This is a genomic window from Nonomuraea sp. NPDC050556 (genome assembly GCF_044457355.1).
Lineage (GTDB): Bacteria > Actinomycetota > Actinomycetes > Streptosporangiales > Streptosporangiaceae > Nonomuraea.
In genome coordinates this window covers 1,596,556-1,608,706 of the sequence record NZ_JBITGU010000003.1, presented here as the reverse complement: position 1 = coordinate 1,608,706, position 12,151 = coordinate 1,596,556, and the positions used below count along the sequence as shown (strand labels likewise).

The 12,151-nt window shown below is 70.9% G+C and carries 13 protein-coding genes; 3 read left to right on the top strand and 10 right to left on the bottom strand.

Annotated features, from left to right (window positions below):
• The 3 genes from ACIBG8_RS36440 to ACIBG8_RS36430 are packed head-to-tail and all read right to left on the bottom strand — an operon-like array spanning nucleotide 1 to nucleotide 3,307.
• A complete protein-coding gene (locus ACIBG8_RS36440; RefSeq protein WP_397347687.1) occupies nucleotides 1-915 on the bottom strand; it encodes a respiratory chain complex I subunit 1 family protein in 915 nt (304 codons plus the stop codon).
• The gene (locus tag ACIBG8_RS36435; RefSeq protein WP_397347686.1) at nucleotides 912-2,831 is read right to left on the bottom strand and encodes a proton-conducting transporter membrane subunit; all 1,920 of its coding nucleotides are present in this window, start codon (nucleotides 2,829-2,831) and stop codon (nucleotides 912-914) included. Before ACIBG8_RS36435 ends, ACIBG8_RS36440 begins: the two co-directional genes overlap by 4 nt.
• Nucleotides 2,828-3,307: an NADH-quinone oxidoreductase subunit B family protein gene (locus ACIBG8_RS36430; RefSeq protein WP_397347685.1), complete on the bottom strand. Its 480-nt coding sequence runs from the start codon at nucleotides 3,305-3,307 to the stop codon at nucleotides 2,828-2,830. Before ACIBG8_RS36430 ends, ACIBG8_RS36435 begins: the two co-directional genes overlap by 4 nt.
• Before the next feature lie 72 nt (nucleotides 3,308-3,379).
• Here ACIBG8_RS36430 and ACIBG8_RS36425 point away from each other — a divergent pair, with 72 nt between their 5' ends.
• Nucleotides 3,380-3,958 carry a metal-dependent phosphohydrolase gene (locus tag ACIBG8_RS36425; protein ID WP_397347684.1) on the top strand — a complete coding sequence of 193 codons (579 nt, stop codon included), beginning with the start codon at nucleotides 3,380-3,382 and terminating at the stop codon, nucleotides 3,956-3,958.
• On the opposite strand, the gene ACIBG8_RS36420 is transcribed toward ACIBG8_RS36425, so the two are convergent.
• The 5 genes from ACIBG8_RS36420 to ACIBG8_RS36400 form a co-directional block, all read right to left on the bottom strand.
• Nucleotides 3,929-4,192: a DUF4031 domain-containing protein gene (locus ACIBG8_RS36420; RefSeq protein ID WP_397347683.1), complete on the bottom strand. Its 264-nt coding sequence runs from the start codon at nucleotides 4,190-4,192 to the stop codon at nucleotides 3,929-3,931. The two genes, ACIBG8_RS36425 and ACIBG8_RS36420, sit on opposite strands and share 30 nt — an antisense overlap.
• A gap of 5 nt (nucleotides 4,193-4,197) precedes the next feature.
• On the bottom strand, nucleotides 4,198-4,932 hold the full coding sequence (locus tag ACIBG8_RS36415; RefSeq protein ID WP_397347682.1) for an HAD family hydrolase: 735 nt from the start codon (nucleotides 4,930-4,932) through the stop codon (nucleotides 4,198-4,200).
• 30 nt (nucleotides 4,933-4,962) lie between these two features.
• Complete coding sequence (locus ACIBG8_RS36410; RefSeq protein ID WP_397347681.1) at nucleotides 4,963-6,132, bottom strand: cytochrome P450; 1,170 nt, start codon at nucleotides 6,130-6,132, stop codon at nucleotides 4,963-4,965.
• A gap of 359 nt (nucleotides 6,133-6,491) precedes the next feature.
• Nucleotides 6,492-7,781: an FAD-dependent oxidoreductase gene (locus ACIBG8_RS36405; RefSeq protein ID WP_397347680.1), complete on the bottom strand. Its 1,290-nt coding sequence runs from the start codon at nucleotides 7,779-7,781 to the stop codon at nucleotides 6,492-6,494.
• Nucleotides 7,782-7,792: 11 nt separating this feature from the next.
• Entirely contained in the window at nucleotides 7,793-8,632 is an 840-nt protein-coding gene (locus ACIBG8_RS36400; protein ID WP_397347679.1) for a tryptophan 2,3-dioxygenase, read from the bottom strand.
• 153 nt (nucleotides 8,633-8,785) lie between these two features.
• Here ACIBG8_RS36400 and ACIBG8_RS36395 point away from each other — a divergent pair, with 153 nt between their 5' ends.
• On the top strand, nucleotides 8,786-9,217 hold the full coding sequence (locus tag ACIBG8_RS36395) for an Lrp/AsnC family transcriptional regulator (protein ID WP_397347678.1): 432 nt from the start codon (nucleotides 8,786-8,788) through the stop codon (nucleotides 9,215-9,217).
• Here ACIBG8_RS36395 and ACIBG8_RS36390 read toward each other — a convergent pair.
• Both ACIBG8_RS36390 and ACIBG8_RS36385 read right to left on the bottom strand, forming a co-directional pair.
• The gene (locus ACIBG8_RS36390) at nucleotides 9,207-10,070 is read right to left on the bottom strand and encodes a hypothetical protein (RefSeq protein ID WP_397347677.1); all 864 of its coding nucleotides are present in this window, start codon (nucleotides 10,068-10,070) and stop codon (nucleotides 9,207-9,209) included. The two genes, ACIBG8_RS36395 and ACIBG8_RS36390, sit on opposite strands and share 11 nt — an antisense overlap.
• A 25-nt stretch (nucleotides 10,071-10,095) precedes the next feature.
• On the bottom strand, nucleotides 10,096-10,710 hold the full coding sequence (locus ACIBG8_RS36385; protein ID WP_397347675.1) for a DUF305 domain-containing protein: 615 nt from the start codon (nucleotides 10,708-10,710) through the stop codon (nucleotides 10,096-10,098).
• 38 nt (nucleotides 10,711-10,748) lie between these two features.
• Between ACIBG8_RS36385 and ACIBG8_RS36380 the strand changes: the two genes are divergently transcribed.
• Nucleotides 10,749-12,134, top strand: coding sequence for an LVIVD repeat-containing protein (locus tag ACIBG8_RS36380; RefSeq protein ID WP_397347674.1), 1,386 nt, complete (start codon nucleotides 10,749-10,751; stop codon nucleotides 12,132-12,134).
• Nucleotides 12,135-12,151 lie beyond the last annotated feature (17 nt).

Sequence of the window (12,151 nt, the reverse complement as noted above, 5' to 3'; positions counted from 1 at the left end):
TCACCCCAGGAAGAAGGAGGCGGCCACGGCCAGCAGCGCCAGCAGGAACGAGCCGGCCAGCAGCTCGGGGATGCGGAACAGCCGCAGCTTGGCCATGAACACCTCACCGGCCGCCAGCAGCACCCCGAGCACGCCGACCTTGACGGCCAGCGCCACCACGGCCAGGACGGTCACCCCCGAGGTGGCGATGCCCTCGGGGACGAACAGGTTGGCCAGCAGCCCGAGCAGCACCGACAGCCGCATCGCCGACGCCCACTCGATCAGCGCCAGGTCGGGGCCCGAGTACTCGAGCACCATCGCCTCGTGCACCATGGTCAGCTCCAGGTGCGTCGAGGGGTTGTCGACGGGCACCCGCCCGGTCTCCGCGATCGTGACGACGGCCAGCGCGACCGCGGCGAGCACGCTGACCGGCGAGACGACGCTGGCCGGGTGGGTCACGGTGGAGGTGACGATCTGCCCCAGGTTGGTGGAGCCGACCCGTACCGACAGCGCGAACACCGCCATCAGGATCGTCGGCTCGACCAGCGCCAGCACGGTCATCTCGCGGCTGGCGCCCATGCCGCCGAACGCGGTGCCGGTGTCGAGCCCGCCCAGCGCGAGCGCCACCGACCCCAGGGCGAGCAGCGCGGCGACGGCGAACAGGTCGGCGCCGAACGGCGACTCCGTCGACACCAGCGGGATGAACGCGGCCACCACCAGGGCGGTACCGGCCAGAACGGGCGGGGCGAGCTGGAAGACCCACCCGGTGCCGCGCGGCGTGATCGCCTCCTTGCGGAAGAGCTTGCGCAGGTCGCGCCAGGGTTGCAGGATCCCGGCCCCGGCCCTGCCCTCCAGCCAGGCGCGCACCTGGCGCATCAGCCCGATGAGGAACGGCGAGCCGCCCGCGACGAGCACCACCTGCAGGAGCGCGGTCATCGCAGCACCGCCAGCAGGAGCAGCACGCCGGTGCAGGCGGCGAAGCCATAGGCGAGGTAGCGGTGGATGCTGCCGTCGGCCAGCCGCCTGGCGCCCGCGCCGAGCGCGTCGAGCCTGGCGATGAGCGGATCGTAGAGGCGGCGTTCGATCCGGTCGGGCACTCTCGCGTGGAAGCGCATGCGTTCCACCAGGTAGGCGGAGTGGCGTACCGGGGTGACCGAGACGTCGCTCTCGGGGGCGAGCACGTCGTCGAAGACGCGTTGCAGCGGTTCGGCGAAGGAGGTGGCGGTGTATTCCATCCTGGCCGACATGGGGCCGCCGCCGCAGTCCCAGAGCCTGGCCTCGCGCCGCCTGCCGCGCAGCCGTACCAGAGCCATGAGGCAGCCGGTCGCGGTGATCAGCGAGGCGGCGATGAGCAGCGGCGAGACGGCCCCTGAGACGCCGGTGAGCAGCACCGTCACCTGACCGGCGACGACCGGGGCGCCGGGCAGCACGACGGCAGCGGCGCGCTGCAGGACGGGTACGACGGTCGTCGGGGCCAGCGACAGGAGCAGGCAACACGCCCCGGCCAGGCCCATCCCGGCCAGCATGGCGGGCGGCGACTCGTGCGCGCCGGCGGCTTCCGGGCTGCGCGGCTTGGCCAGGAAGCCGACGCCGAACGCCTTGACGAACGTGGCCACCGCCAGCCCGGCCGTCAGCGCGATCGCCGCCACGGCCAGGGGCATCGTCACCGCGGCAGCCACGCCGTTGCCCGGCAGCGCGTGGATGAGGCTCTGCAGCAGCAGCCACTCGCTGAAGAAGGCGTTGCCCGGCGGCAGCGCAGAGGCGGCGAGCGCGCCGACGCCGAACAGGACCGTCGTGTACGGCATGCGGTCGCGCAGCCCGCCGAGCCGGTCGAGGTCGCGCAGCCCGGTCGCGTGCAGCACCGAACCTGCCGACAGGAACAGCAGCGACTTGAACGCGGCGTGGTTGACCACGTGCAGGAGCGCCGCGAGCAGGGCCAGCGAGGCGAGCGCCGGAGTGTCCATGAAGAGCCCGGCCGCGCCGACGCCGATGAGGATCAGGCCCATGTTCTCCGTCGTCGAGTAGGCGAGCAGCCGCTTGAGGTCGGCCGCGACGACGGCCTGGAGGATGCCGTAGAGCGCCGAGGCGGCGCCCAGGACGAGCACGAGCAGCCACCACCACTGCGGCCCGCCGTGCAGCAGGTCGAGGCCGACGCGGACGATGCCGTAGCAGCCCAGGTTGACCATCGCGGCGCTCATCAGCGCCGAGACCGGGCTGGGCGCCTCGGCGTGCGCGCGGGGCAGCCACACGTGCAGGGGGACGATGCCCGCCTTGCAGGCGAACCCGGCGAACGTCGCCAGGAAGACCGCGTTCCTGGCGGCGGGCGACAGGGCGGCGGCGCGCAGGTCGGCGAAGCTCTCGCCGTGGGTCGCGAACAGGGCCAGGCCGACGAGGATGGCGGCGAAGGCCAGGTGGGTCATCACCGCGTACCAGAGGGCGGCCCGGCCGACGGGCCTGCCGCGCCGGTTGTGCTCGGCGCAGACCAGGACGAGGGAGGTGAGTGCCATCAGCTCCCAGGCCAGCAGGAACGTGCTCACGCTCGCCGCAGCGGGCACCAGGAACATCGCGGCGGCGAACAGCGGCACGACGGCTCCGGCGCGGGCGCGGTAGCCGATGCCGTAGATCGCCGCGCACACCGTGACCGCGCCGGTCACGGCGAGGAAGAGGCCGCCCATGGGGTCCAGCGCCAGCCGTACTCCGGCGAAGGGGAGCAGCTGGGGCAGCCACAGCGACCAGCCGGTGCCCGCCACACCCGCGCCGACCGCGCAGGCTCCGGCGGCGGCCAGCACGAAGCCCCTGGAGAACACGGCGGCGAGCAGGCACAGCCCGAGGGCCGCTGCGAAGAGGATCATCGGCCGGTCAGCCCGCGCAGCGCCTCGATGATCGCCTCGGGCGGCGGCGGGCAGCCGGGTACCTCGACGTCAACGGGGACCACGTCGGACACCGCCCCGGCCACGCCGTAGGCTCCGGCGAAGACGCCGCAGTCGCGGGCGCAGTCGCCCAGCGCGACCACGACCCTGGGCTCGGGCACGGCCTCGTAGGTGCGGCGCAGGGCCATCTCCATGTTGCGCGTCACGGGTCCGGTGACGAGCAGCGCGTCGGCGTGGCGCGGCGAGGCGACCAGCCGCGCGCCGTACCGCTCCGCGTCGTAGACGGGGCCGAACGCGGAGGCGATCTCCACCTCGCAGCCGTTGCACGAGCCTGCGTCGACGTGGCGGATCTGCACAGACCCCGCCAGCTCCGGAAATTTCGGCTTACCGGGGGTGTGCTCAAGCTCAGGCTCAGCCACCCGGCCCGTCTCTCTGATCTTCCGCCACAGACCCCGCATTCGCTCATTGTGCTCAGTCGTTTACTTAGCGTGGTCGAACATGAAGATTTCTTCAACTGCTAACTTGAGCGGATGGATTCCCTGGCGTGGCGTGCGATGGAGGCGGAGCTGGTGGCCAGGTGGTCGGAGCCGCACCGGCGCTACCACACCCTCGACCACCTGCGCGCGGTGCTCGCGGCCGTCGACGAGCTCGCCGCCGACGCCGACGATCTGGAGGCGGTACGGCTGGCCGCCTGGTTCCACGACGCCGTCTACGACGGGCGGCCTGGCTGGGACGAGGAGCGCAGCGCGCAGCTCGCCCAGGCGCGGCTGCCCCGCTGCGGCGTTCCCGCCTCCCGGGTCGCGCAGGTCGCGAGGCTGGTACGGATGACCGCCACGCACGACCCCTCGGACGCCGACGGCCACGTGTTGTGCGACGCCGACCTGGCGGTGCTGGCGAGCCCCGGCTACGACGCCTATACGCGGGCGGTGCGCCAGGAGTACCGGCACGTGCCCGACGACCTGTTCAGGCTCGGCCGTGCCGACGTCCTGTCCAAACTGCTGGCCGTACCGAGGCTCTATCGGACGGAGACCGCGTATGAGAAGTGGGAGAAGGCGGCGCGGGAGAACGTGGCCGCCGAGCTAGCGGTGCTTTCTGCGGCGCAGTCCTGAGGCGATGAGGCGGGCCAGCAGCTCCTTCGAGCCGACCGGCTCCGCCCCCAGCTCGACGGCCTTCTGGTGCACGGTCTCGGGGACGTCGTAGTGGTCGCGGTCGAACGCCCTGGGCGGCACGCCGAGCGACTCGGCGAAGGCGTGCAGCTCCTCCAGGGAGCTGTCGCTGACCAGGTGGGACCACAGGAGACCGCGGGGGCCCGGCCAGTTCGGCGGGTCGATGAGCACCGTCACGCCCCTCAGGATAGGCGGGTGCGTCCCGTTACTGTGAGTTCGCCCAGGTCGCGGACCACCACGTGGGCGCCGCGTGCGGTCAGTTCCGCCGCCCTGCCGCCCCTGTCGAGCGCGACCACCAGCCCGAACCCGCCCTTGCCCGCCGCCTCGACCCCCGGCAGCGCGCTCTCCACCACCGCGACCCTGGACGCGGGCAGCTCCAGCCGCCTGGCCGCCTCCAGGAACAGCGCGGGGTCCGGGCGGCCGGGCAGGTTGAGCAGCGTCGCGTCCTCGCCGTCGACCATGAGATCGACCAGGTGCATCACCCCGGCGGCCGAGACGAGCTTGCGCCCGTGCATGCTGGCCGACACGACGGCCGTACGGCTGCCGCGCCGCCGTAGCTCGTGCAGCAGCGCGACGGTGGAGCGGAAGGCGGCCACGCCGTACTTGTCGACCTGGTCCAGGAAGAAGCGGTCCTTGGCCAGCCCCAGCCCGTGCACGGTCGGCGCGCCCGGCTCGTCGCCTGGATCGCCCTCGGGCAGGTCGAGTCCGCGCGCCGCCATGAACGTGCGCACACCGTCGAGCCTGGGGCGGCCGTCGACGTGGCGCAGGTAGTCGGCGCTGATGTCGAACGGCGCCGACTTCCCGCGCAGGTGACCGTCGAAGACGTGCTTCCACGCGGCGGCGTGCACCCGCGCGGTGTCGGTCACCACGCCGTCGTCGAACACCACCGCGCCGATGGCCGTGAGGTCGATGCCCATGTCTCGGACGGTACGCGTCTTACGCCCTGCTCACCAGGCGACGGGCAGCGACTCCACGCCGTAGACGATCGCGAGCTTCCTGAACGGCACCTCGCCGTTGACCCGCAGGTCCGGGAAGCGGCGCAGCAGCGCGGGGAAGGCGATGCGCATCTCCATCTGGGCCAGCGGCGCGCCGATGCAGCGGTGCAGGCCGTGACCGAAGGCGACGTGCGAGGCGGCGACCTCGCGCTCGGGCAGCACGCTGTCCATGTCCCTGCCGAGGGCCGGGTCGCGGTTGGCTGCCGTGAGCGAGCACAGCACCATCTCGCCCTTGGCGATCTGCTGGCCGCCCAGCTCCATGTCCTCCTTGGCGAAGCGCGGGAAGGCGACCTGGACGACCGTCATGTAACGCAGCAGCTCCTCGACGACCTGGACGACGTAGCCGTCCTCGTCGCGCACGCGGGCGGCCTGCTCGGGGTTGTGCAGCAGCCACAGGGTGCCCAGGGCGAGCATGCTGGTGCTGGTGTCGTGGCCGCCGGTCAGCAGGCCGTCCGCCATGCTGGCCAGGATGCGGTCGTCGATCTCGTCGCCGTGCTCGCGCAGCAGCATGCCGAGCAGGCCGTCGCCGGGGTTCTTGCGCTCGCGGGCGACCAGGTCGGTGAGGTAGGTCATGGCGTCGTTGATCGCCTGCAGCGACGCCTCGGGGCCGGCCGTGAAGTCGAAGCGGTCGGTCGACAGGCGCAGGAAGTCGGCTCGCTCGTCGTACGGCACGCCGAGCAGCTCGCACACCACGAGCGACGGGATGGGCAGGGCGAACGCCTGCACCAGGTCGGTCTCGCTGCCCTGCGCGGCCATCCGGTCGAGGTGCTCCTCGACGATGGCCTCGATGCGGGGCTCGAGGCGCTTGAGGCGGCGCATGGTGAACTCGGGGGTGAGGAACTTGCGCAGCCTGGTGTGCTCGGGCGGGTCGCGGAAGCCGAGGCCGCCGGGGTCCTCCTGGTTGGAGCCCATGCCGGTGATGTTGCCGAAGTCGTTGCTGAACCTGTCGGAGTCGCCCAGCACGGAGCGGACGTCGTCGTACCTGGTCGCCAGCCACACGGTGGAGCCGCCGGGGATCTCCATCGGGAAGATCGGCTGCTCGGTGCGGATGCGCGCGAGTTCAGCCACGGGGTCGAAACCCTCGCGCATGAACTGGACGAGTGGGAACTCTGTGTCTGACATCGAATCCGTCCTGCGGGAGACATCGCATGTTTTTGAGGGATAAATCCCTATAGAGATGGTCCCATCTGGACAGACGGCTTTTCGCCACCCCCAGGCATGAGTCTTCCCCTCGTCCCTGCGCATGAGACCCCCGCCCACTGGCAGGGTGACACACCCCACCCCGCGACGCCACGCCCCTGCCACTTCCGGCAGGCCCGCGCCTTAGGGGGCCCAACGAGAAAAACCCCAGGGAGGATCGCGAGTCTCGGTCCGCGGCCCGGGAGCCGCGGGCTGGGGTTTTTCGGGGCTCCGTGGGCGCGAAGGGGCTGCGGGAGAGGGCCGGGGCGCTGGGAGTGTTGAGGGGCTATGGGAGGGTTCGGTCAGCGGCGGCGGAGGAGGCGGAGGGCTACGGCGGCGCCTGCGGCGAGGGTTAGGGCGCCGGCGGCTACCAGGCGGCGTTGGTGGGCTATGCGGCGTTCCACCTCCGCGTACGGGACCGTACTGAAGGAGACCAGCTCGTAGCGCGACACGTACCGCCCAGGAAGCACGCGCTCCAACGCGTGTTCCACCCGCTTCTGCGCGAGAAACATCCGCGACGCCACCTTGTCCCGCATCTCCACGAAGTTGTCCAGCGCCAGAGACGCGATCGTGTCCGCGTTCACCTTCCGCCGCGACTCGAACAGCGCCAGCGCCGCCCCGAAGTCGTCCCCCGTAGCGTCCAGGCACCGGTCGAGCTCCACGCAGTCCTCGAACCCGCAGTTCGCCCCCTGCCCATAAAACGGCACGATCGCGTGCGCCGCATCCCCCACCAGCCCCGCGACCAGCCCAGCCCCCGCCACGTGCCAGGGCGAGCAGCGTACGGTCACCAGCCGCCCGACCGGGTTGGCCGCGTAATCGGCGGACAGGTCGGGCATCAGGGCGAAGGCATCCGGATACACGGACGCGAAATGTCCGGAAATATCGTGAATACCGAAGTCGGCCAGCGGCCAGAACAGCGTGCACGTGAACGACCCGTCCGGGTTCGGCAGCGCGATCATCATCGACGACCCGCGCGGCCAGATGTGCAACGCCCCCTGCGACAACCCCGACCCCGGCGGGATCGTCAGCTCCTTGTACCCGTAGTCCAGATACTCCTGGCTGTAGTCCACCCCCGGCAGGTTCCGCAACCGGGCCCGTACGGCACTGAAAGCCCCGTCCGCCCCCAGCACCACGGACGCCTTCTCCACGACGGACCCCGACGGCGTGTCGAACTCCAGCCGCCCCGTCTGCTCGTCCATGGAGGTCAGCCGGTGACCGAACCGCACCGTCACCCCGGGCTGCGCCGCCGCCTCGTCCAGCAGCAACCGGTTGAGGTCCCCCCGGCTGATCGAGTTGATGGACCGCCTGCCGTCCGCGCTGTAGGGCTGGAAGGTGAGCTCGCCGTCCTGAGCGTGCATCATCCGCCCCGACATGGGCAAAGCCGCGGAAAGGACCCGCTCCTCCAAGCCGAGCCGGCGCAACGCGTCCAGCCCGCGCTCGGAGATCGCCAGGTTGATCGAGCGTCCGCGCTCCGCCCCCGCCTCGCGCGGGTCCGGCCGGCGCTCGTAGAGGGTGACCTCATGGCCGCGGCGGGCCAGATAGCAGGTGAGCAGGCAGCCGACCAGTCCGGCGCCTACGACGGTGACCTCCACGGGAACACTCCTTACATGCGGGTGCGGGCCGACCACAGCTCGGGGAAGATGTCGCGGCGCATGCTCTGCTCCAGGAAGCGCAGCCCGTTGGACCCGCCGGAGCCCGGCTTGGCGCCCATCGACCTGCGTACGGCCAGCACGTGCCGGTAACGCCAGTCGGAGAACTGCACGGCCAGGTCGATCAGCGCCTCGGCCAGGTCGGCCAGCTCGCCGTCGCGGTAGGCGGCCACCCACGCGTCCTCGACCAGCGGGTCGGGCTCAGCGTCCTCCTCACGCACCCCGTCGGGTACGGCGAAGCCGCGCCTGGCCAGCAGCGACAGCACCGAGTCGTAGAGGCTGGGCGCGCGCAGCGCCGCCTCCAGCTCCTCGTGCACCTCGGGCACCCGGCGGTAGGGGCGCAGCATGACGCTCGACTTGTTGCCCAGCAGGAACTCCACGTGCCGGTACATCGCCGACTGGAACCCTGACGCCTCGCCGAGCGCGTCCCTGAACCCGTTGAACTGCTCGGGGGTGAGCCAGCTGAGCGAGGCCCAGGCGGCGTTGAGCGCCTCGAAGTGCCTGATGCTCCGCCGTACGGTCAGGGTGGCCGCGGCGACGTCGGCGGCGTCGAGCTGCGTCTGGGCCAGCCGCCACTCCGACCTCAGCAGGCCGAAGTAGAGCTCCATGACCTGGGTGGTGACGAGGAACGCGAGCTCCTCCGGCGCGTCGGTGACGGTGTGCTGGAGATTGTGCAGGACGTCGGTGCCGACGTAGACGTCATAAGGGGTCGCGCCGTCGAAGGCGAGCGTCGGACTGCCCTGGTTCGCCGCTGCGCGGGCGTCGCGTTGCGTCGCGGTGCTCGGCGTGATCATCGTCCCCGGCCTTTCCTGGTGCGGGTTGGTGCCCCTTCATCTTCTCTCCCCCGATTGCGGCTTTGAAGGCCGGTCGGGGCGCAGGGCGGCCGATTGGGTTTACGATCGGAAGCCATTCATCCCCTTTGACCTGTGATGTGGCGGAGAGTAGTCATGGACGCGATGGACTGGGCCCTTCTGGCCGAACTTCAGGCGGACGCACGGCTGTCGTACAGCGAGCTGTCCCGGCGCGTGCACCTGTCGGCGCCCGCCGTTGCCGAGCGGGTGCGCCGGCTGGAGGAGTCGGGGGTCGTGGCCGGCTACCACGCGCGCATCGACCCGGCGCTGGCCGGGCGGCAGGTCAACGCGATGATCCGGATGTCGTGTTACGGCCCGCTCTGCGTGCTGCGCTCGCCCGAGGTGCTGGCTTGGCCGGAGATCCTCCAGGTGGACCGGGTGACCGGCGACACGTGCTGCCTGCTGCGGATCGCCACGACCTCGATGACCGCCTTCGAGGAGCTCATCGACCGCCTCGCCCCGCACGGCCAGCCGTCCAGCACCATGATCCTGTCCACGCCCGTCCCGTGGCGCGCGGTCACCGGCTGAGGGTCTGGCCCGCTTCCACGGCGTCCCTGACGCTTCTGGCGAGGGTGGTCTCCAGGGCCTTGCTCTGCGCGTTGAGCTCGCGCATGCCCTGCTCGTCGTCGGTCTGGGCGAGCAGGTCGCGGTACTTGTCGTTGTTGGCCAGCGCCTCGCGGGCGCGCAGCGCGGCGTCGGCCTCCTGTACGCGGTAGGCGTAGCGCTCCAGGCCGCTCACCCGGGCGGTCACCGCGGCGATCGAGCGTTCCAGCGCCGCCTGCTGCGGCTCCAGGACCGCGCGCAGCTCGGGCGTGACGACGCCCTGCCTGGCCTTGCGCTGCTCCTGGCGCAGGTGCGTCTGCGCGCGCAGGATCCTGGCGATCTCCCAGAGTTGCTGCGGCAGGATCAGGTCGTTGGCCACGTCGTCCAGCAGGTGCTGCCGCTTGACCTCGGCGGTGTTGACCGTGGTGACGGCTTTCCTGGCCCGGTTCATGAGGACCTGCGAGGGCGCGGACAGGTCGGTGACCACGACGTAACGGTCCGTGTGCCGCAGAGGGGGACGGATGTGGCCGTCCACGATCTCCAGCGTCTCCTCCGGAGTCAGCGCGGGGTCGAGGACCATGTCGACGCTCTCGCGCACCATGGCGCGTTCCTTCTCCAGCCACCGCCGGGCCGCCGCGGCGTCGAGCCGCCGCCGCCGGACCACGGCGAAGATCACGGCTCCGCTGGCCACGGATAACAACAGGAGGGCGAAGGCGATCAGGCCTTCCATCCCCAGCGTCCCGGCCCCCTCGTAGACGGAGCTGCCCACCCACAGGATGCACCAGGAGGCGGGAAGTGCCGCCAGCATCAGCACGCATCCCGAGCGACGTCTGGCCACGCGACCCCCTGGAGCGAGATGCGTGTCAGTATAGAGCGCGCATTCGGGCGATTTCGACCGTTTGGCCGCTGGAAACGTCGCGCGCCATCAGCAGCATCCGCCGGTCCCGCCCCGCCTTCAGCTCCTCGACCGCCATCCGGACCGCACCCTGGTGGTGCCTGATCATCAGGTCGAGGAACATCCGGTCGAAGGCCGTCCCCCTGGCCGTCCTCAGCGCGTTGAGCTCGTCTTCCGAGGCCATGCCGTACGCATCAGAGCCGCCGTGGTGCCCCGCTGGGGCCTGCCGTCCCAGGGCGGTCAGCCACGAGGTCATCGCGTCGATCTCGGGCCGCTGGGTCAGGGCGATCTGCGCGGCCACCGCCCTGATCGCGGCGGTCGTGGTGCGTTCCGGCGCCAGCCCTGCCATCTCCAGCGCCTGGCGGTGGTGCGGGATCATCGCCTCGGCGAACCGGACGTCGGCCGCCGCCACCTCCGGTGTGGAGCCGATGCGCTCGCCGGGCGTCGCCGTACGGGCTGGGGAGCCTGGACCGCCGGGGACGATCACCGGCGTGCCCGTGCCCACCGGCGACCGGACGTCGGTGGCGGGCGAGCAGGCCGCCACGGCGAAGAGCAGAACCCACGCCTGGATCCTTGGTGGCATAGCTTCCATACTGGGCCACACAACCTAGGGGGCGTCCGTTGAACTCTGCGAAGCTGCGTGTCGGGGTGGTCGCGTTGCTGCTGGTGTCGGCCTGCTCGGGGCCCACGGGCACGGCGTCGCCCCCTCCCTCCCCCACGGTGTCGGCCCCGGCGACGGCAGCGACGCCGTCGGCGAAGCCGTCCGAGGACGTGCGGACCAGCGCCAACGTCAAGCTGGTCGCCGAGGTCAAGCGCGCTGCCCCGCTCGACGGCCCCGAGTCGTGGAACAGCGACCTGGCCTTCCAGGGCGACTACGCGTTCGGCGGCAACTTCTCCGGCTTCACGATCTACGACATCAGCACCCCGACCGCGCCGAAGGTGGTCAGCAGCGTGTCGTGCCCGGGGGCGCAGAACGACGTGTCCGTCTACGGCGACCTGCTCTTCCTGTCCGTCGACGAACCCCAGGGCGACGACGCCTGCAAGGGCAAGGAGGGCGACGACTGGGAGGGGCTGCGGATCTTCGACGTCAGCGACAAGAAGGACCCGAAGTACGTCACGTCCATCGCCACCGAGTGCGGCTCGCACACGCACACCATGATCCCCGGCGCCGACGCGGACACCCTCTACATCTACGTCTCCTCGCCCGGCCCCGAGCCTGACTCGAAGACCTGCCCGGCGCCGCACGAGCTGATCCAGGTCGTCAAGGTGCCGTTGAAGAACCCCAAGGACGCCAAGGTGGTCGCCAAGCCGGACATCTTCCCCGGCGGGCAGAGCCAGGAGAGTTACTCCGCCGGGTGCCACGACGTGACCGCCTACCCGGAGAAGCACCTGGCGGCGGCCGCCTGCTTCGGCGACGGGGTGCTGCTCGACATCACCGACCCGGTCAGGCCCAAGGTGCTGCAGCAGGTGCGCGACTCGGAGAACTTCCAGATCTGGCACTCGGCGACGTTCAACAACGACGCCACCAAGGTGGTCTTCAGCGACGAGCTCGGCGGCGGCGGGATGCCGACCTGCGACAGCAAGACGGCCAAGACCAGGGGGGCCAACGCGATCTACGACATCGTCGGCGGCAAGCTGGAGCGCAGGGCGTACTACAAGATCCCGCGCGAGCAGACCACCACCGAGAACTGCGTGGCGCACAACGGCTCACTGGTGCCGGTCAAGGGCAGGGACGTCATGGTCCAGGCGTGGTACCAGGGCGGGGTGTCGATCTGGGACTTCACCGACTCCAACGCGCCCAGGGAGATCGGCTTCTTCGAGCGCGGCCCGTCCCACAGCGGCTCGCCGATCGCCGGGTCGTGGTCGGCCTACTACTACAACGGCTACATCTACTCCAGCGACATCCTGGAGGGCCTCGACGTCATCGAGATCAACGACCCGATCACCGACCCCGCCAAGCAGGTCACGATGGACGACTTCAACGTGCAGACGCAGAAGACCTACTAGGTAGGGGTCTACTCATG